The organism is Paenibacillus sp. RS8, from assembly GCF_041956825.1.
Classification (GTDB): Bacteria; Bacillota; Bacilli; order Paenibacillales; family Paenibacillaceae; genus Paenibacillus_AQ.
In genome coordinates, this window is sequence record NZ_CP168131.1 from 3,077,682 (window position 1) to 3,099,217 (window position 21,536).

The following is a 21,536-nucleotide window of genomic DNA, read 5'->3' on the forward strand; positions in this document are numbered from 1 at the left end:
CCAAATGGTATTTATTGATACGCAGGGATAAGCGAGTTACTCGCATATCCCTGCTTTTTTATTTGGAATAAAAAGGGATTAAAAAGACTGATACAGTAATCTGTTCAGATTATGTATAGATGCACTATTTACAATAGATGTAAGCATGGCAATTTGTAGAAGGAGAAAAGTTCAAGGAGGTAAATACAGAGCATAAGAGTACTGGATCCAAAGATAGAGCTTTGGAAAAGCACAATGAACGAATTGAAAAGGAGGCTTTTAATAATGTTATCAAAAAAGAAAATAAGCGCATGGCTCATAGTATTATTACTTGTGACGCAATGGGCTTATAGCTTTGGCTTCGGGTTTAATACGCCAGCATATGCGAGTGGAAACGGCACTGTGATTGGAGATAATCTCATTACTAGTGTAACGCTGGCTGTATACACCGATGACAAATACACTAGTACGGTGACTGGGAGTGTATATGAGCTTGACTCCAACACGGAGTTGAATTATACATGGGCACTTCCTGATGGACATCAATATGAGGATGGATCAACCTTTACCTTTGATCTTCCTACACAGTTTGAACTTTATAACGACCTAAATGATAACTTGATGTTTGATGATGAAATTATTGGAACTTATACAGTCGACAAAAATACGAACAAAGTTGTATTTACATTTAACGATTATATCGAATCCCACTATCAAGTAGGGGGGGACCTTTACAGTAAGATCGCTTTTGAGTTCTAAGAAAATTACAGGCTCCACAAATCAGACGCTAACATTCCCGATACAGGGTGGTACTCAGATCATTGAACTTAATCTTAAGCCCAAAGACAGTTCTTCGATAGAAAAAAATGGTGTGCCTAAGCCGCAGTATTATAATCCAACTAGCATCGCGTGGACTGTTGATGTGAATAAGTCACTAGATAGTATTAACAATGCGGTGGTTACGGACAAGCTTCCTGCAGAATTGTCACTAAATACAGTATCTATAGCTGTGTATGAGCTTGATGTGAATGTCGATGGGACTGCAAGTCTTGGTAGTTTGGTGAATAACAGTAAGTATGATGTGACAGCTTCCACTTCTGGAGAGCTTAATCTGAAATTTAATGACAAGCCGATTACTAAGGCGTACCGGATCGGATTTTCAACAGATATTATCGGTGCTGGTGTAGATGCAACAACATTTAAGAATGAGGCTATCTTAACAGGTGACGGAATATCTAAGAAAGACGATGCTACAGTTCCAGTAGGGCGCGGTAAACCGTTGTCTAAAGTATCTACAGGATACGATGAAGCGACTCAGATAATTTCCTGGGCTGTAAATTTCAATTACAATGAAAAACCAATTACAGCTGCAAAAGCTGTATTGAATGATTTGTTCAACAATACACAAGATCTAATCCTTAGTTCTGTTAAGGTCTATCCTGTTACTATCGACGGAAATGGACAAGGAGTTAAGGCGGCAGTAGCGCTTGATTCAAGCGAATATACGATAACCCCAACAACTGCGACAGGTTTAAAAGGTTTTGACCTGAAATTTAACAATGATATTCATTCGGCCTACAGAATTGAATATCAAACAAAGGCAAATGACAGAGTTCATGATGATACTACGATTACAAACAAGGTTACTTATGACGGAAAGACTGAACCCGCTTCAAATTATATCAAGCAGCATATTCTTCATAAAAATTATAGTAATGTTAACTATGCCAATAAAACAGTTGATTGGACCATCCAAATTAACGACGATAGTGTGACTATGGATAATCTGGTGGTTACGGATACTTTCGGTAATCCCGGACTAAAGCTTGTTCCAAATACATTAAAGGTTAAGCCGACAAAAGGTGGAACTGCGACCGTTCATAGCGTTGTTTACAATGAGAGTAATCCAGTTGCAATTACTGATGGGTTTGTAATTACTTTTAATGATCCGATATCAGAACCTTACACAATTACTTATACAACAAGCTTTAATTACGATTGGTTAGCTCCTAATACGGATAAGTTCTCCAATACAGCCGCACTTAAATGGGATGAGAATGGTAAGCCGAAGAAAAAAGAAGTTACCGCTACCTTTGATCCTAGAGCCGAGGTAAAGAACAACGGTAAAAAGAGTGGTTCTTACAATGCTCAAACGAAGGAAATTACTTGGAACGTTGGCGCCAATTATAATCAGAAAACGTTAAAGAATCCCGAACTGATTGATTCCATTCCGGCTGGCCAAGTTGTTGTTAAGGATTCTGTAAAAGTTTACAAATGGGGGTATGGAAAGAATGGAGATCCAACTCCGGGAGCAAATGTGGATTCCAATGATTATGAAGCAAAGGTGATTGGCAGTGAACTGAAGGTAACATTTAACAAAGCCATTACTTACGCGTTCTATGTCACTTTCAAAACTACGTTTGTTGATCAAGCGATTGATTTAAGTAAAATTACCAATACAGCTATTCTATATGACGGTAATACAAAAGAGTCTGCAAAGCTGGAAGCTTCGGTTAATGTCCCTCAAGGTGGGGAATACGTTAATAAAACTGGATCACAGAATGGTAATAAGATTAATTGGGTAATTAATATCAACCGTAACCAATCTTTTGTAACAGAGGCTGTAATTACGGATATTCCGAGTGATAATCAAATGCTCTTGTCTAATACATTCCATGTCTTTAAAACGACAGTCTTAAGTGATGGAACTGTAAAAGAAACTTCTCAAGAATTGATTAGAGATACGGACTACAAGCTGGAGATTACTACGGATATCGATGGAAAGGAAAGCTTTAAGCTTAGTTTCCTAAAAGATATTTCAGAGGCTTACATTCTAAAATATGACTCTCTGATCACCGCAAATCATAATGATAAAGTTACAAACAAGGTTAAATTTGATGGTAAGAACATCAAGGTCATTCCACATGAATCTACTGAGGATATTACAGTTAAGCTCTCTAGCGGTTCCGGTACAGGAAGCGGTGTAAGAGGTCCATTAACGATTACAAAGGTAGATGATAAGGATAATGCTAAGTTGCTAAGTGGCGCTGTCTTTGATCTCTATCGTGTCATTGATAAGGACAAAATTTGGATTAAAAAGGGTGCTACGGGTGTAGATGGTATACTTGAATTTACCAAGCTGCCAGGTGGTAAATATGTATTAGTTGAAACAGAAGCACCAGTTGGATATATTCTTGATCCAACACCACATGAAGTGGATATTAATACAACGGCAGGTTATAAGTTAACAATAACCAATAAAATCCCGACGCCGACGGTAACACCGATGCCGACAACAACACCGACGTCGACAACATCACCGACGCCGACAACAACACCGACGCCGACAACAACACCGACGTCGACAACAACACCGACGCCGACAACAACGCCGACGTCGACAACAACACCGACGTCGACAACAACACCGACATCACCAGTAACACCAACATCAACACCAACAGTAACACCAACGCCGACGCCGACGGAAACACCTGTGTCGACAGTAACACCGACGTCGACGCCAGACAATCCAATTTTCCCTGTGTCGACCCCGACGTCAATACCGGGAGCAATCGTTACTGCTACTCCATCAGCAACACCTGTGGTGGCAATGCCAACTGTGACACCAACAGCAGCGCCAACAGTCACACCGGTGGCAACTAGTACGCCTATTGTTCCGCAGGTAACACCACCTGTGCAGAATCTGACAACTGATGAGGACATTCCGCTTGAAGGCGAAATCCCACTTGGGGGCGTGCCAAGTATCGGTGATAAGCCCGATCATGGTAAGGTAACAATTACTAAAGACGGCAAGTGGATTTATACACCAGATCCAGGTTACGTTGGAAAAGACAAGTTCACGATCATTGTGACAGATGAGAATGGAAATGAAGAAGAGATCGAGATTGAGATTGATGTTGAGGAAGTACCGACAGGTACAGTGAAAGAACCAGGGGATAACAGCAATAAACCAACTCAGCTCCCGAAAACGGGAGAAGACAGTGCGCTACCTATTTACTTAGTAGGTGGAAGTCTAGTTCTTGTGGGATTTGTGTTAGCTCGAAGATTTAAACGAAGTAATTAATACATCGTAATGACAAGGGTGCGAGCGAAGACAGGCGGCACTCAACTCCCATAGTATAAATGTCAACGGAGTAAGGCTCCTCCTCTTATTGGAGGAGCCTTACTCTTTATTTTTGGTCTATGGCTGCTCGCTTCATAACCTTCTTCACTTCGAGGGAGCTTCCGGGCCTGGCTTTAGCCTCGCATCTCCACGCTCTAACGTACAGCCTGCTCAAACACAAGGACCAAAGTACACGAACTGAATTTGAGGCTGTGCCAGTCGGATGAGCTACCTAACTCCCAACAAAGTGAACCTTGACGAAAATGGGATTTTCGCTCATTATTCGTAATGTAGCGCCAGCGGCACTATTTAGCTTATATCTTTTTTCACTAAATAGTAAGCGCTATCATAAAATGCGCTGGGAGATGATACCATGGAATTTATGTATTTAGGAACTGGAGCAAGTGAGGGTTATCCAGCTTTATTTTGTCAATGTGAACGTTGCTCTATGGCGATGGAGCTTGGTGGCAAGAATATTCGCGCTCGTACAGGAGCGCTTATTAACTCTGATTTGCTGCTGGATTTCTCACCTGACATGTATATGAATAAGCTTCGTTACAAATTGGATTTGGGGAAAGTTAATCATTTGATTGTTACGCATTCGCATACTGATCATTTTGCAGCAGCAGAGCTCATGATGAGGCATGAGCATTGGTATTGTCAGCTGCAGGAGAGTGGAAAAAAACTACATATTTACGGAAATGAAACGGTAGAAGAAACGATGAAGTCAGCTCTGCGCTATGATTATGGAACCGATAAGATTGAAGATCCTTTTTACGAGTTTCATATCATACAGCCTTTCATGCCCTTCACTTTAGGAGAAGTGACAGTAACAGCATTGCCAGCCCATCACAAGCCGGATGAACATAGCTTTATCTATTTACTTGAGCAGAATAACACAAGATTCTTATACGGCAATGATAGTGGTGTATTCAGTGATGCAACCTTCAATTATCTCCGTGATAAACACCTGGACGTTGTTAGTCTAGATTGTAATTATGGGCTAGAGGATAGATATGATTATCATATGGGGATCTCCGGATGTCGGATTGTAAGAGAACGTTTGCTTGAACAAAAAAGCTGTGATACTAGTACATCATTTATTCTCACTCATTTCTCTCATTACAGCGCAGAGTTGCACGATACTTTAGTTAAGAATACAGCAGAGGAGAATTTCATCATTTCCTATGATGGGATGAAAGTCTTCTTAGCATGACATGATGATAGTCTATCTATAATTAAAAGAATAGTCATTACCCGTAAAATCCTCCCTTGAGGAAAGGACTACTTTACGGGTCTTTTTTATAGCTTTAAGGGCTCAAAATGAGTAGATACGGAGGTAGAGAATGAAGCTGCTGGCTACGGGAAAAGTAAAATGGTTCGTCTATCAGAAAGTTGTCATCGTTTTTATCGTCTTTTTGATTCCGCTCATATCGATGAATATTTGGGTGAATTATAAGGGGATGTCATTCACCAAAAATACGATTTTGGACTCATCCCTGGCTGGGGCGTCATTCTATTCCAAGCAACTGGATAAAGAGATATATTTCATCCGCAATCAACAATTACAATTTCAAGAAGATAAAAACATACAGAAGCTTAGTTTTCGAGGCGAAAGTTTAGAAAAGTATGAAGAGGTAGAATTAATCGGTAATGCTGAAGATCTATTGAATCGGATCATTGCCTCAAGCGAATACGTGGTTAACGCCGGGGTATATGTTAAGTCTCTGGGCAAAACGATTTCTGGTAAGACGGGGATCACGCCTATTCCTAATATGGAGTACGAAAAAATTTCCTCGTTACTTAACGTTAAGCAGAAGCCTTCATTCTATCGGAGCGGTGATGCGATTTTCCTTATAGAAACAGGAGATAATGCGGAGCTTTGGTCTTATATTGAAATCTCAAAAGGAAAGCTATTGGAGGCACTGAATCAAATCGCAACCTTATATCAAGAATCGGAGGTATTTCTGGGAAGTAATGAGCTGGGCAATATTCTATCTACTACAGACGATCAGTTAGTATCTACTGAGGTCCTTAAGCTCATCACCAAACAGGATCAGTTTAATTCCGATATCCCAGAAATAAACAAGGTGAGCGGTAAAAGTTACTTTATTGCCCATAACTTTATCAGTTCTTTGAATCTATCCTTGATTATGTACGTGAATCAGAATGAAATCACAAGGCCCTTAAGCCAATTTAACACACTACTATATGCCTCTTTCGTCATCGCTATTGTGGTAATGATACTTTATTCTTATTCGGTAAATCTAATGATTCATAGGCCCTTATCCAAATTGGTTAAGACATTCCGTATGGTAGAAACGGATAATCTTGATTTAGTCATCGAGTCAAAGACCAAAGATGAGTTTTACTATATTTTTAATAGTTTTAATCGCATGGCTTCTAGACTTAAGCGTTCTATTGAGGAGAATTATGAGCAGAAGATTGCCCTGCAGCATTCGCAGTTGAAGCAATTGCAGTCACAGATTAACCCGCATTTTCTCTATAACAGCTTCTTTAATATTTACATGATGTGTAAAGTAGGAGATTCCGATAGTGCGGCTGAGCTCTCACAAAAGCTAGGGAGCTATTATCAATACATCACGAGAAGTGGATCGGACGAGGTGCCTTTCTTTAAGGAGTATCAGCATGCGCTTGATTATTGTGAAATTCAGTGTATTCGCTTCTCGAATCGTATTTCTTTCGAATATGAAGAAATACCCGTTTTGGCGAATGCGATTTTAGTACCGAGGCTGATTATTCAGCCGATTGTTGAGAATGTGTTCGAGCATGCTTTCGAAGACGACTCTCGACACGGAGTTGTTTATATTGGTGCCGAATGCGAAGAGGGAGTAGTAATTATCACGGTTGAAGATAACGGCAATCTTTTAAAAGATGAGGAAATAGAGTACTTGCAGAAGAAACTTGCGATGGGTCTGAAACAAGTTGAGAAGACGGGATTAATCAACGTTAATAATAGACTCCAATTGAAGTACGGACCAGATAGTGGCTTGTTTGTCTCACGCAGCAAATACGGAGGATTGAAGGTAGAACTGATAGTTAAATATGAGAGTAAGGAAGTGTGATTATGTATAGATTACTAATCGTAGAAGACGAGCCTGTGATTGTGAATGGATTAGTCCAACTGTTTCAGGATAACTCAGAATTTGAACTGGATATACGAAAAGCGTACTCCTCAAGCGAAGCTCTTGAAATTGCTAAGAAAACGAAATTGGATATTTTGGTTAGCGATATTCGTATGCCTCAGAAGAATGGTCTCCAGCTCGTGGACGAAATCGTCTATTATTGGCCATTATGCCGAGTGATTTTCCTTACAGGATACAGTGAATTTGATTATGTATACGAAGCGATCCGTAAGAATGTGGACAATTACATTCTGAAAACGGAAGGAATTGAACCTATTTTCCAAGCTGTGAAGGCAGCAGTCGACAAGCTAGACGAGGAGAACCGTCGTAGACTTCAATTGGAGAAGGCACAAATGCACTATCAAATCGCTAGTTCCTTCCTAAAGAGAGAGCTGATGGAGCGGGTGCTGAGCGGGGAGTCTATCACTTCTATACTCAATAATGCACGTTACAAGGATGTAGAGTTCGGCATTGCATTAGATCGTCCTTCGTTCTTTCTTGTGGGTATCTTGGATCGACTAGATGATCCTAAATTTAAAATGCCTCCGTCTGTTCAGCGTATTTTCCATGATCACCTGCCTGCATCTATTGCATGTGAAGAAGTGATTTATGATGATCGTGTATTCATATGGCTGCTTCAACCGGATGAAGGGTTGCTGAATCGCTTTCGTAGTAACTATCCAGATCAAGGGGTGAATTGGCCTGGAATCGTTGCTTATATGAGAGGGATATTAGAACCTGTACAGAATGAGTGTGATGAGCTGCTAAGTGTCTGCGTTTCATTCGGAATATCGGGGGATTTACTTAACCATTGGGATTCGATCCATCTTCAAGTTGAAGCAGTGCGCTCTATGATTCTTAAGAGAGCTTTATTAGGTCAGCACATGCTTATCCTTGACCTTGAGAAACTAAGTCAACTTGAGGATACGATGCACAAAGCTGGAGGAATTGAGCAGGAAGATTTCAAGACGCTAATCATCGAACAAATTCACCAATTTGTGCAGGAGAACCTATCTGGAGATTTATCGCTTACCTCAATTGCTGCAGAGGTGCATCTTAATCCGTCCTATTTATCTCGTTATTATAAACAGACGACAGGTCAAAATTTATTAGAGTATATCCAGTCGACGAAGCTGCATGTTGCTCTGCAGCTGATGAAGAATACAACTCTGAAATTAAATGAAATCGCCATCCGGGTCGGTTTTGAATCACCATCCTACTTTACAACATTCTTCAAACGGAAAATGGGTTTATCTCCACAGGAATATCGAAATTCAAAATAAGTAAATAAAGTGAAAGTGATGTAAAAAAAGTGAAATTGAAAGCGGTTTCCCGTGTGACTAAAATAATAACTAGGAACACTGATTCACAACAAGAATTGCAGCAAACAAAGGGGGGAAGCGTTCAGATGAAAAAAATGGGACCATGGAAAATGATTTTGTCAGTAACGATGATTCTTTCATTATTGTCAGCGTGTGGAAGTCAAGGAAATGGAAATACGAATGAACCTACTACGCCTAAGGAAGACACTGCGAATAGTGCGACAGACAGCGCCACAGCACCTGATCCACTAGGGAAATATCCGGAAACGGTCACTGTTACAGAAATACTAGGATATAATCCACCAGAAGATCCAAGAACCCCAAGCGGAATAACACCGGAACAAAATGCCTACCTGAAAGATCTCAAAGAGATGATGAATATTGAAGTGAAATACAAATGGACCGTTCCCTCTGCCCAGTTTGAGCAGAAGTTCTCGCTTGCCATGGCATCGGGGGATCTACCCGATGTGATAGAAGTTGATCAGAAGAACTATGAGAAACTTAAAAAGCAAGATATGCTTGCTGATCTGACAGATGCTTATGCACAATATGCGTCACCAGCTCTTAAGGCTTATATGGACTCAGATGGTGGATTCGCGATGAAAACATTCAGTGCGGATGGTAAGCAATTAGGTATTCCTGCATTTGAAGATCCCTTCTTATCCACGCAGTTGCTATGGGTTCGTCAAGATTGGCTTAATAATCTAGGTTTACAGGCACCGAAGACGATCGATGAGCTTGAGAAAGTTGCACAAGCATTCACACATAATGATCCAGATCAGAATGGTAAGAATGACACCTATGGAATCGCCATGCAAAAGAATCTCTTCTTTTGGGGATTTGATGTCAGAGGTTTCTTTAATGGATTCGGTGCTTATCCTTCCGTTGGTGATAAACAATCGGCTTGGATTAAAGGCGGCGATGACAAATTGTTACCGGGATTGATTCAGCCTGAAGTGAAGACTGCACTTGGTAAGCTACAAGCATGGTATAAAGATGGAATTATTGATAAAGAGTTTGCACTAAAGGATGAGAATAAGGCTGTAGAAGATCTGACTGCAGGTAAAGTGGGTATTTCCTACGGAGAGTGGTGGTATCCGAACTGGCCACTTAACTCCAACGTAGACAAAGATCCAAAGGCGGATTGGATTGCAATTCAACTTCCAGGGATTGATGGTCCAGCTAAATCACTTGTTCCAAAAATCCGCAGCAATAAAATTTTCGTTGTGAACAAAAAGATGAAGAACCCAGAAGCAGCGATTAAGATGCTCAATTTCTACATTGAAGTTGGTAATAAGAAATACAAGGATAAGAACAAAGCGGCAGATGGCTATGTATACAACTGGTTTAACCCACGGATTGCTAACCCTGTTGATATTGATACGATTTACAGGGAAGTAAACAAAGCGCTCGATGCTAATCAGACTGAAATTACAATAGACGATGCAAATTATAAGACCGTTGCAGATACTTTCAAAGCGACTAAGGACTTCCTAGCAGGCGACACATCTAACGCTACCAAAGGTGTAAACTGGGGTCAATATTATAGCCGGGCTGCAAAAGACGGTGGTTGGGGCTTAACACGACAAATTAAAGAAAATCAACAATTTGTATACAACGAGTTTTACGGTCTTCCTACACCAACAGTAGTGGAAAAGGGTGGTCAGCTGGATAAGTTGATGCAAGAGTCCTTTACCAAGATTATCATGGGCGGTTCTCTTGATGATTTCGATAAATTCGTGGATAGCTGGAAGGCACTTGGCGGTAATGAAATTATCGATGAGGTCAATGAATGGTATAGCACGGAAGCTACGAAATAAATCATAGGAACAAGAAAGCGGGTGAGGTGAGTCGGGTGAGACGACTCACCTCCCGTTTTTAAAATGAGTAAGTTGGTGAGGAGGGCATCTATGAAATCACTCAAGAAAGAATTTCCGCTTCATATCATGTTAATACCGGGTGTGATTGTTACACTGATTTATGCCTACGGACCGATGGCCGGCCTGGTTATGGCGTTTCAACAGTTTGAGCCGTTATCCGGTTTTTTTAAATCCGATTTTGTGGGATTAGATAACTTCCGTTATGTATTTAATTTACCGGATTTTAAGCAAGTACTTTGGAATACGCTAGTTATAGCCATCATCAAAATGGTATTGTCTCTGCTTGTCCCGCTCATTCTAGCTTTATTATTAAATGAGCTTACTAAGAAATGGTTCGCAGGTTTTATTCAATCCGCCATTTTCCTCCCGTTCTTCCTTTCATGGACCGTCCTTGGGGGTGTCATTATTGAATTATTCTCTCTGAATGGACCTATTAATGGCTTAATTTCCTCTATGGGCTTAGAACCTATCATGTTCATGCTTGATAATGGTTGGTTCAGGGGGATTATCATTGGCTCGGATGTCTGGAAAGGCATGGGCTACAATATGATCATCTTGCTTGCTGCCATCACAGGAATTAATGCGACGCTGTATGAAGCGGCAGAGGTAGATGGTGCAGGGAAATGGAAGCAAATGCTTAACATTACACTTCCAGGTATAGCACCGATTATTATTTTACTTAGTGTATTAGGTCTCGGTGGTATTCTTAACGCAGGTTTTGAGCAGATATTGATTATGTATAACCCGACTGTATATGCAGGCGCAGATATAATAGATACATTTGTCTATCGATTAGGGATGTTCAGCCAACAATTTGGACCTGCGGCAGCAGTGGGTCTCTTTAAATCGATAATATCTTTATTTATGGTATCAACAACTTACTATGCAGCTTACAAGTTTAACAATTACCGCATATTCTAGGAGGTGGAGATGGTGCTACATAAACAATCATTCAGCAGAAAGTTATTTATCGTGTTCAATACGCTGTTGTTAACTTTCATTACCATACTCGGCATTATCCCATTTGTACACTTACTCTCCATCTCACTTAGCTCGAATACAGCTGCGATGGCTGGAGAAGTGAAGCTTTGGCCCGTCGGCTTTTCCTGGGATGCTTATGTATATTTAGGAGAAAAGGTAGAGTTTTTTCGTTCCTTGGGAGTCTCCGTAAAACGAGTAGTGCTCGGTTCAGTAGTTAACTTGTTTCTAGTATTTATTACTGCTTTTCCACTGTCCAAATCGAATGATCAGTTTAAGTTTAGAACCGTATATGTATGGATATTCGCGATTACGATGTTTTTTGGAGGCGGCTTAATTCCGACGTATATCGTAGTGAAAAATACAGGCTTAATCGATTCCATTTGGGCGCTTATCTTACCAGGTGCATTGAATGTATGGAATATGGTTCTGATGCTTAACTTCTTCAGAGCTATTCCAAGAGAATTGGATGAAGCGGCTACGATTGATGGTGCCGGACATTGGAGAGTACTTTGGCAAATTTATTTACCGATATCCCTTCCATCCATCGCAACGATTGGCTTATTCACCATAGTTGGGCATTGGAACGCTTGGTTTGACGGTATCCTTTACCTGAATTCACCTGAGCATTATCCGCTACAGACCTATCTTTCTACCTTGATTATGTCTATCAATGCCCAGATGTCATCGATGTCCATTGAGCAGCTCAAGGTGATGGAGAACCTGAGTGAGAAGACGATCCGAACGGCGCAAATATTCATGGGCGCATTGCCAATTATGGTAGTGTATCCATTCTTACAAAAGTATTTCGTAAAGGGAATGACCGTTGGTAGTGTTAAAGAATAAAGAAATAGAGTACAGACATAGCATAAAGTCTCATATGAAGGAGCAGATTGCGATGAAGAAAGTTACTGTTGCTTTAATTGGAGCGGGCCTGCGAGGAATTAATTATTCAGAATATGCGATTCAGCACCCCAATGAGCTTCAAGTTGTAGCTGTTGCAGAGCCGAATGCGAAGCGGAGAAATAAATTTAAGGAAAGACATAAGCTGGCTGATGACGTGTGCTTTACCCATTGGGATGATTTTTTTGCCTCCCCGAAAGTAGCAGATGCGGTATTTATCTGTACCCAAGACAATCAGCACTATGTGCCAACAATGAAAGCACTGGAGGCAGGGTATCATGTACTATTAGAAAAACCGATGTCCCCTGATGCCAAGGAATGTGTACTTATGGGTGAAATGGCCTCTAAAGTGAATCGTGTCTTCTCGATATGCCATGTATTGAGATATACCAATTTCTTCTCTACGATTAAGGAACTGCTGGAAAGTGGTGCGATCGGACAATTGATGTCCATTCAACATAATGAGAACGTGGGTTACTGGCATCAAGCTCATAGCTTCGTAAGAGGGAATTGGCGCAAAAAGGATGAGTCCAGTCCGATGATTCTCGCTAAGTCTTGTCATGATCTGGACATTCTTTCCTGGTTGACAGATTCAGAATGTGTTCGAGTGTCTTCCTTTGGCTCACTGTCCCATTTTAAATCTAGTGAAGCACCGGAAGGAGCCCCGCTACGTTGCACAGATGGATGCCCAGCAGCAGATAAATGTCTCTATTATGCTCCTAATCAATATTTGACGGAGAATACGGATTGGCCTACATCGGCAATTAGTGATGATCCAAGCTATGAAGCCCGCCTGAATGCTCTTCAGGAAGGACCTTATGGACGATGTGTCTATCATTGTGATAATGATGTCGTCGATCATCAAGTGGTAAATCTAGAATTCGCTAATTCCGTAACTATAGCTTTTACAATGAGTGCGTTTACCAAAGATGTAAGTCGTACCCTCAAGCTGATGGGTACCACGGGAGAAATTCGCGGTGCGATGGAGAAGAATGAAATTGAAGTGCTCCATTTTGGCAGCGGTAAGGTAGAGAGAATCTCGTTTGAGAATGCGGGTGGTCATGTTGGTCATGGCGGCGGCGATATGGGGTTAATCAAAGATTTTGTTAAGCTGGTTCGAGCGGAAGGGAAGATTCAAGGTCTTACATCAGCCAATCATTCCGTTCAAAGTCACCTTATGGCCTTTGCAGCAGAGCAATCTCGCATCGAGGGTAACAGTATTGTTCTGAAAGAATTTGCACAAAGTGTCTGTAATGATGAAGAGGTGAAGCAACGATGAATGCTCCGCAGCCATTTCAGACGATGTTATTAAGTTCGTTGGTTAAGGTATTTGCTGATGAAGTGCCGAATCATGAATCCTATCACAGTGCAACCGCACTTGTTGGAGAAACATTTTCGTTCCAAGTCGCTTATACCTCAGACACACTTCTAAAGAATATTGAAGTAGAGGTAAAGTCATCTCTTCCAGATTTAATATGTATAAGATCCGTTGGACTTGTTCCCTCAGAAATGCCTTGTTTCAAAAATCATGATGACGATGTGCTAAGAACTACGCCGGGATTATATCCAGATCCATTGTATACGCTGGATCAACAATCTATTTCATCGATCCCGGGACAATGGCGATCTTTATGGGTGACGATAACCTTGGATGAAACAATGAGTACGGGGCTTCGCTCTATTCAGGTCTTCTTCCAATCATCTGAAGGGCAGATGTTAGGTGAATCAGATGTATTCGAGTTAACCGTCATCCCTGCAACACTACCGCCGCAACAGCTAATTCATACGGAATGGTTCCATGTGGATTGTCTTGCTACAAAGTATGGTGTCGAAGTATTTAGTGAAGCGCATTGGGCCCTTATAGAACGTTATGCAGATACGATGGTTAAGCATGGTATGAACATGATCTTAACTCCGTTGTTTACACCGCCTTTGGATACAGCCATTGGTGGAGTACGTCCAACCGTTCAATTGATATCCGTGACTAAAGCGGGAGATCGTTATGAATTCGGATTTGATCTGCTTACTCGTTGGGTATCGATGTGCCGCCGACTTGGCTTCAAATACTTTGAGTTCTCTCATTTATTTACTCAATGGGGTGCAAAATGTGCACCAAAAATAATGGTAACCATTCAAGGTGAAGATCAGCAACTATTCGGCTGGGATACGGACGCATCCTCGGCGGAATACCGTAGTTTCTTGGATCAATTATTACCTTGCTTAGATCAATATTTGAAAGAGCAGGGAATAGACCAGCAAAGCTGGTTCCATATTTCAGATGAACCAGGAGAGGAACATTTGGAATCGTACCGAGCTGCAAGTGAGATCATTTATAAACATTTATCAAGTTACCCGATCATGGACGCTTTGTCCGAATTGGAGTTGTATGAACAGGGCCTGGTGAAAAGGCCGGTTCCTGCGAATACGCATATTGAACCGTTCTTAGAACATCAGGTTCCAGACCTTTGGACGTACTATTGCTGCGCTCAAGGTGAACAAGTATCCAACCGGTTTTTCAACATGCCGTCTGCTAGAAATCGTATAATCGGGTTTCAATTGTATAAATTCGGATTACAGGGCTTCTTGCATTGGGGTTATAACTTTTGGTACTCGCAATATTCATTGAATCAGCAACTGGACCCTTATCGTACGACTGACGCTGAGCATGCATTTCCCTCAGGAGATGCCTACTTGGTCTATCCGGGAAAAGAAGGCCCGATTGAATCCATTCGATTAGAAGTTCTATATGAAGGGTTACAGGATTTGCGCGCATTAGAATTACTTGAACAGAAAATTGGCAAGAAAGCAACGATAGCCATTATGGAAGAGGGTCTGAGTACATCGTTGACCTTCTCTGTATACCCAAGGGATCATGGAACATGGCTCTTAGAGGCAAGAGAGCGGATCAATCAAGCGATAGCAAGTTATTCTACTTAAGTGATCATACCATTACGAGGTGTTGTGAATATGGCAACTTTTCATTATTCAGGATCTTCCTTTTATTATAACGATCAGGCGATACGGCTTATCTCAGGAGCCATCCATTATTTTCGGACTCTACCGGAACATTGGGAAGACCGTCTTATCAAATTAAAAGCTTGCGGCTTAAATACGGTTGAAACCTATGTGGCATGGAATTTACACGAGCCGAAGAAAGGCCAACTTCATTTTGAAGGCATGGCAGATGTAGTCCGGTTTATTGAATTGGCAGGAGATTTGGGTCTGCATGTCATCGTTCGTCCAGCACCTTATATTTGTGCAGAATGGGAATTTGGTGGACTGCCATCTTGGTTGCTAGCTGATTCGGATATGCGTCTTCGATGCTACCATAAGCCATTTCTAGATCATGTAGATGCGTATTATGATGTATTGCTCCCCAAATTACAACCACTGTTATGTACAAATGGCGGCCCGATCATTGCTATGCAGATTGAGAATGAGTATGGAAGTTACGGTAATGACAAGCGCTATTTGACTCATTTAAAAGACAGCATGATTTCCCGTGGGATAGATGTACTACTATTCACTTCCGATGGACCTGAAGACGCGATGTTACAGGGAGGTATGGTCCCAGGTGTTCTGGAGACGGTGAACTTTGGATCACGTCCAGTAGAAGCATTCAACAAGCTCCGTGAATACCAACCAGAGGCTCCAATCATGTGTATGGAATACTGGAACGGTTGGTTTGATCATTGGTGTGAGGAGCATCATACGCGTCCGGCTGAGGATGTAGCGAAGGTATTGGATGAGATACTTAGTTTAGGCGCATCCGTCAATTTCTATATGTTCCACGGCGGAACCAACTTTGGGTTCTACAACGGAGCGAATGGACATACGTTTGACAGCTATGAACCAACAATAACTAGTTATGACTATGATTCCTTATTGAGTGAATCCGGTGAGCCGACAGCTAAATATTATGCAGTTCGTGAAGTGATCTCCAAATATGTAGATCTGGGGCCCATTGAGCTTCCAGCTCCTGTTGCTAAGAGAGCATATGGGAGAGTAGAGATGAAGGAGCAAACTTCACTTACCGCAAACTTGAATCGCATTTCTGTACCCATTCACTCTGCATACCCTGAACCGATGGAGAAATTGGGTCAGGATTATGGCTTTATTCATTATAGTACGTTCCTTACAGGACCTCGTCCCAAAGACGAGTTCTTCATCCAGGATTTACATGATCGCGCATTAGTCTTTCTGAATGGAGAGCTCACTGCAACCTTAGATCGTGTAGAGCCAGAGGTGAAATTAGAGTTCGAGGTGCCGGCCGAAGGGCTGCATGTTAGTATACTTGTGGAGAATTTAGGACGCGTCAACTATGGTCCTTTTATGAGAGATTGTAAAGGGATTACCGAAGGGGTGCGTTATGGACGGCAGTTTCTGTCGGAATGGACGACTTATACGTTGCCATTAACGGATTTATCTGGTCTGCAGTTTGAAGGTTTATTCAGGCAAGTGGAACCTAGCTTCTTCCGCAGCACCTTGGTTGTGGATGAACCTTGTGATACTTTCTTGAGCATGGAAGGATGGACTAAAGGCGTCGTGTTCATTAATGGGTTTAACCTTGGACGCTATTGGAATATCGGACCACAGAAAACAATGTATGTGCCAGGTCTTCTATTGAAACAAGGCGACAATGAGATTGTCATCTTTGAATTGCACAGCACTTCAGATACCGCTGTTACCTTCGTAGATCAACCGGAATTAGGATAATAGGGCATATAATATATCGTAATAACAAAGACACCCAGATAGTATCGGGTGTCTTTGTTATGTTCAGAAAGTATATTCTTGTTTATTGAACTCTGAGGTTATGGAGCTCCCATTGTTCGTACCACTCTTCAACACTGGCTGGGAGTCCGATACTGAGTTCACTTATTAATAGATCTTTGAGAATTTTGTATTGTTCTTCCACAGCGGAACGTTCCCCGATACTGTCGTAGACCTTCATTAATCCTAAATGTCATTGTTCAAAATAGGGCTGGAGCTGTACTACCCTCTGATACACGGTTACAGCTTCAGGAACTCTGCTGCTGTCGATATAGAACTGGGCCATCCCCATAGCATGGTGCAGCCAAATGGTGCGCAGGCGTTGTCGTTCGCCCTCTGCCCACAGATAATCGTAATCTCCAAAATAATCTCCTGAATAAAGATCAAATAAGCTTTGATGTTCTGCACAATTATCCTCTGTGATAGTTTCGAGTGTGAGAATGTTGTGCTCCCACTGGGCTGCATCAATTAGAAGCGGACCGGTCTCAAGCGAATACCCTTCACCGCCACTGACGTTGCTGATATGCAGGTCCACCTCACTCTGCTTTAAGCATTGCCTTACTTGATAAATGGTTGTATAGAGATGGGTGGAAGCCTTTTTAAGGTTGAAGTCTGGCCACAGCAGGTCAATCAGGGTGTCTTTACTGACAAATCGGTTGCGATTATGAAGCAAGAAAGCAAACAATTCTTGAGCCTTAGAGGTTCTCCAGCGGAGATTGTTCAATGGCTGTCCTCCTCGTTCAAAGCGCAGCGATTGAAAACAACGAATCGTTATTTCATGCGCTATCCTTGTGCTTTTTGGAGCAAGCTTCAATCTGTCCTCCAAGCGTTGCACGGTCTTGAGCAACCGGTCATGTCGTACGGGCTTCAATATATAATCGATCGCATTTAATTCAAAGGCTTCCACTGCATATTGGTTATACGCGGTCACGAAAACGATATTTGCGTTTGGGCAGATCTCTTGCAGAATTGCGGCAGCCTGAAGACCGCTTATTTCAGGCATTTCAATATCAATAAAAATAACGTCAGGCTCCAATGCTGGAGTTTCTTGTATGGCTTGGACAGGATCTGTATAGGATGCGAGTATTTGAACAGATTCCATTTCTTTTAACATGAATTCTAACTTTACGAGGGCAAGCCGTTCATCGTCCACCAACACTGCTTGAATCATTGTTATTTCACCACTCAACATAGTATTTTTAGCAAAAAACAATAAACTCTTACTTCTATTTCGGTTCATTCTAGTCTGTCTGTGAATAGGAATTTTTGCGAATCATATTTCTTTTTTCAGAAGGGATTATGAAACTTACTGAAGTTCCTTGCCCTTCCTTGCTTTTAATTTGCAAACCCGTAGCGTAGACACGTAACAACCGCTTATGTGTATTAAGAAATCCAATCCCTTGTGTTACATTAGACTGACTGCTCAGTAGTTGATGAAGTTGTTCGGCAGTCATACCTTTACCGTTATCAGCAATCGTAATCTCAATATCATTAGCGAGTTCTTTGATGGATATTGTAAGCGTACCTCCTTTGGAGCGGCTTAATATACCGTGCCTAACGGCATTTTCAACTAGTGGCTGAATGGTCAAGGGTGGTAACTGAAAATGCAGGTTCTCTGGTAAATCCCAGTTGATGGTCATCCTGTCCTCAAAGCGTTCTTTCTCTATGTACAGATAGGCACGCACAAGCTCAAGCTCGTGTTCAATCGGTATCATTGGCTCAGCGTTCAAAAAGTTAAAGCTTAAGCGCAAATAAGAACTAAAGGCATCAATGAGATGACTCATACGCTTTGTATCAAAAGATGCCAGTGCAGATATAGAATTTAATGTATTAAATAAGAAATGTGGTTGTATTTGCGCTTGTAGATACGCTGCTTCCAGACGAAGCCGTTCATTTACGGACTGCTTTAAGTCTGTTAAGGAACGTACCCTTCCTCTTAGCTCCATAGCGTTCATGGGTTTCATTACATAGTCGTTTGCACCCGAAACAAATCCTGTGTATATATCTTCCGGCTGGCTACGTGCGGTCAGAAGTAGAATAGGAAGCTCAGCTATGGTAAAACGTTCACGAATTTTCTGTGTTAATTCATAGCCGGACATCTGGGGCATCATTACATCTGTAATGATTAAATCCCATTGATCCGTATCCAGCTTTATTAAAGCATCGATTCCACTGGTTACCGTAACCATTTCATAGTCTTTGATGGACAGTACGCTAGTAAGGATTTTCAGATTAACGGGATCATCATCGACAGCCAAAATCCTAGGTCTTCTTCCATCCGTTGATGAAGTAGATGTAGCGGCAATTTCGGATAGCGTAATTTGGGATTGCTTGTCCTTGTATTCAGACACTGTTGGGGGATCTGAATTGAATTTTTGGATGCTGGCATCGGATAGAGGCATAGAAAAAGTAAAAGTAGAGCCTTTGCCAAGTGAAGATTTTACGCTAATCTCTCCACCGTGAAGTTCAACCAGTTGTTTACAAATGCTTAAGCCTAATCCGATTCCACCACTGATTGCTGTCATGTTTGAGTCACCTTGCTCATAGGGTTGAAAGGCTCTTAGCTGTGTTTCTTCGTTCATCCCAATCCCAGTATCCGTAATATGGATGCGCGCCAAACCTTTATGAATATCCGCATGGACTCTCACTGAGCCGGTACTCGTATATTTAACAGCATTTTGAAGCAGATTGAACAAAATCTGGATGAGCCTTTTTTCATCTGCCACAACAGAAGGAAAGGAATCAGGGATCTCCGAAATTAAGGTAATGTTTTTGCCTTCCGTTAGAAATTTGAGCATATCGAGCACACCAACAGCTACGGATTGAATGGGAACATCTCTTAGTTGCAATTGAATGTTGCTCTCACGAAGCTGTGATTGATCTAGTAGATCGTTTATTAGTAGCGACATACGTCTTCCAACGGTAATTAGCAGTTCTAGATTATTTGCGTTCTCAAGCATTAAGGATTCTCTCTCACTGTCTAAGATGGTCTCAGCAATATTAATGATGCTATGTAGCGGGTTTTTCAGCTCATGAGAGGTATTAGCTAGGAAATTATCCTTTTGTGTAACAGTTCTTTGCAGGCTCTGTGCCAGATTCTCAGTCTGCTTAGTATTCCAGAAATAGCGTTTGAATCCAAAAGTCGCAAAGCATAAAAAGGCAATAATGAGGTCAAAAGGATAATAGGTAACGTTGATCAGGTCGTAATTTTTGAACAATCCCCAATGGGTGCTGTTAACGATGGCTAAGATAGATAACAATAGAAAAATAGAGCCATCGTGGTTTCTAAGAGTAGATTTCAGAAAGAGAACTACAACTTCTAATGATAGAACGAATATATTGATGAAAAAAATAAGTATATACGATTCGTAATAGTGGACAACGGGACCGAGCAGTATGAAAAGGATATGTACCAGAGATAAGCTAGTCAGGATCCGAACACTTTTAATTTTTAAATTCTGGAACATGAGTTGCTTGCTTGTTAGTAAGATGAATATAAAAGCGAAAATATTAGATATGATTAATAGTTTTAAGCTCCATTGGTAGTTTATGGGAAGCATATGCAGCAAAAGTTTGTCATCATCAATGAGAACAGTAGTTATAGCGGAAATTACCAATAGAATAAAATAGATCAACATCTTTTGCCGCGGTCCAATGGTATATAATATTGCTGCATAGACTGCATGAAGTAGAAGTACTACACATAATAACAGCTGAAGGCCTATGGAAACGATCCTCTGGTGTGTTAAAGCTTTTTCGTTGCCAAATAAAATAGGTTTGTAAATCCCACCTGTATGAGCTAAAGAGTAGTTGGCTGCATGAATGACAATTTCAATCTCACTCTCATCAGTTGTAAACGATATGGAGTAAGGTAATACATGAGGAATATAGTCTTCCTTATCGGCAGACGGAGAACCTGAACTTCCTAGCAGTTCACCATTGATATAAATTTTCGAAGAGGTTCGAACCCCGGATATGAGGATGCCGTAAGACTGCTTTTCATTTTTATCTACAAGAATACGTAACCGGTAGGAACCGTAACCGAAAGCCGTTTTTTTGCCATTATTAATTGCTTCGTTCCATTGACCTGGAACTTGTATATATTTTTTAGGCGTAGCATTATTTAGCGATTCTTTATTGAAAGTGGGAAGCAACGTATTAGGATAGAACTCCCATTGCCCTTTTAAGGTAAGGAGCTTGTCTTGATTCAATTCGTTATTCCGTAAATCGAGTACTCCTTTGACTAATTGTGGTTGTATAGCATGAGGCGAAGCCCAAATCCATAGGAAGCGAAAGCAAGTAAGTATGGTAAGAAATAACACGATAATTAGAAAGAGTTTTCGTTTGGTCATAGTAATTAAACATTATTCGACAAAAAACAATATATTCCCTTCTCAAAGATATTTCAAAATTTTTTTTAAAAAGATTT

13 protein-coding genes are annotated in these 21,536 nt (G+C 41.2%); 11 read left to right on the forward strand and 2 right to left on the reverse strand.

Annotation, left to right across the window (positions count from 1 at the left end):
- The first annotated feature begins 264 nt into the window (after window positions 1-264).
- The 11 genes from ACDZ28_RS15275 to ACDZ28_RS15325 all read left to right on the forward strand — a co-directional run bounded on the left by ACDZ28_RS15275 (window position 265) and on the right by ACDZ28_RS15325 (window position 17,050).
- On the forward strand, window positions 265-738 hold the full coding sequence (locus ACDZ28_RS15275; protein ID WP_375105099.1) for an Ig-like domain-containing protein: 474 nt from the start codon (window positions 265-267) through the stop codon (window positions 736-738).
- Window positions 728-4,066 carry a collagen binding domain-containing protein gene (locus ACDZ28_RS15280; RefSeq protein WP_375105100.1) on the forward strand — a complete coding sequence of 1,113 codons (3,339 nt, stop codon included), beginning with the start codon at window positions 728-730 and terminating at the stop codon, window positions 4,064-4,066. Before ACDZ28_RS15275 ends, ACDZ28_RS15280 begins: the two co-directional genes overlap by 11 nt.
- A gap of 412 nt (window positions 4,067-4,478) precedes the next feature.
- Window positions 4,479-5,321, forward strand: coding sequence for an MBL fold metallo-hydrolase (locus ACDZ28_RS15285; RefSeq protein WP_339289685.1), 843 nt, complete (start codon window positions 4,479-4,481; stop codon window positions 5,319-5,321).
- A gap of 130 nt (window positions 5,322-5,451) precedes the next feature.
- Window positions 5,452-7,191, forward strand: coding sequence for a sensor histidine kinase (locus tag ACDZ28_RS15290; RefSeq protein WP_375105101.1), 1,740 nt, complete (start codon window positions 5,452-5,454; stop codon window positions 7,189-7,191).
- 2 nt (window positions 7,192-7,193) lie between these two features.
- The gene (locus tag ACDZ28_RS15295; protein WP_375105102.1) at window positions 7,194-8,534 is read left to right on the forward strand and encodes a helix-turn-helix domain-containing protein; all 1,341 of its coding nucleotides are present in this window, start codon (window positions 7,194-7,196) and stop codon (window positions 8,532-8,534) included.
- A 125-nt stretch (window positions 8,535-8,659) separates the two neighbouring features.
- Entirely contained in the window at window positions 8,660-10,393 is a 1,734-nt protein-coding gene (locus tag ACDZ28_RS15300) for an extracellular solute-binding protein (RefSeq protein WP_375105103.1), read from the forward strand.
- A 90-nt stretch (window positions 10,394-10,483) separates the two neighbouring features.
- A complete protein-coding gene (locus ACDZ28_RS15305; RefSeq protein ID WP_341111043.1) occupies window positions 10,484-11,374 on the forward strand; it encodes an ABC transporter permease subunit in 891 nt (296 codons plus the stop codon).
- A gap of 9 nt (window positions 11,375-11,383) precedes the next feature.
- On the forward strand, window positions 11,384-12,277 hold the full coding sequence (locus tag ACDZ28_RS15310; protein ID WP_375105104.1) for a carbohydrate ABC transporter permease: 894 nt from the start codon (window positions 11,384-11,386) through the stop codon (window positions 12,275-12,277).
- A 52-nt stretch (window positions 12,278-12,329) separates the two neighbouring features.
- A complete protein-coding gene (locus ACDZ28_RS15315) occupies window positions 12,330-13,613 on the forward strand; it encodes a Gfo/Idh/MocA family protein (RefSeq protein WP_375105105.1) in 1,284 nt (427 codons plus the stop codon).
- A complete protein-coding gene (locus tag ACDZ28_RS15320) occupies window positions 13,610-15,271 on the forward strand; it encodes a DUF4091 domain-containing protein (protein ID WP_375105106.1) in 1,662 nt (553 codons plus the stop codon). Before ACDZ28_RS15315 ends, ACDZ28_RS15320 begins: the two co-directional genes overlap by 4 nt.
- Before the next feature lie 30 nt (window positions 15,272-15,301).
- Window positions 15,302-17,050: a beta-galactosidase gene (locus tag ACDZ28_RS15325; protein ID WP_375105107.1), complete on the forward strand. Its 1,749-nt coding sequence runs from the start codon at window positions 15,302-15,304 to the stop codon at window positions 17,048-17,050.
- 250 nt (window positions 17,051-17,300) lie between these two features.
- Here the strand turns inward: ACDZ28_RS15325 and ACDZ28_RS15330 are convergent, their stop codons facing one another.
- Both ACDZ28_RS15330 and ACDZ28_RS15335 read right to left on the reverse strand, forming a co-directional pair.
- The gene (locus ACDZ28_RS15330) at window positions 17,301-18,278 is read right to left on the reverse strand and encodes a response regulator (protein WP_375105108.1); all 978 of its coding nucleotides are present in this window, start codon (window positions 18,276-18,278) and stop codon (window positions 17,301-17,303) included.
- Window positions 18,279-18,348: 70 nt separating this feature from the next.
- Window positions 18,349-21,459, reverse strand: a complete 3,111-nt coding sequence (locus ACDZ28_RS15335) for an ATP-binding protein (RefSeq protein WP_375105109.1) — start codon at window positions 21,457-21,459, stop codon at window positions 18,349-18,351.
- Between the last annotated feature and the right edge of the window lie 77 nt (window positions 21,460-21,536).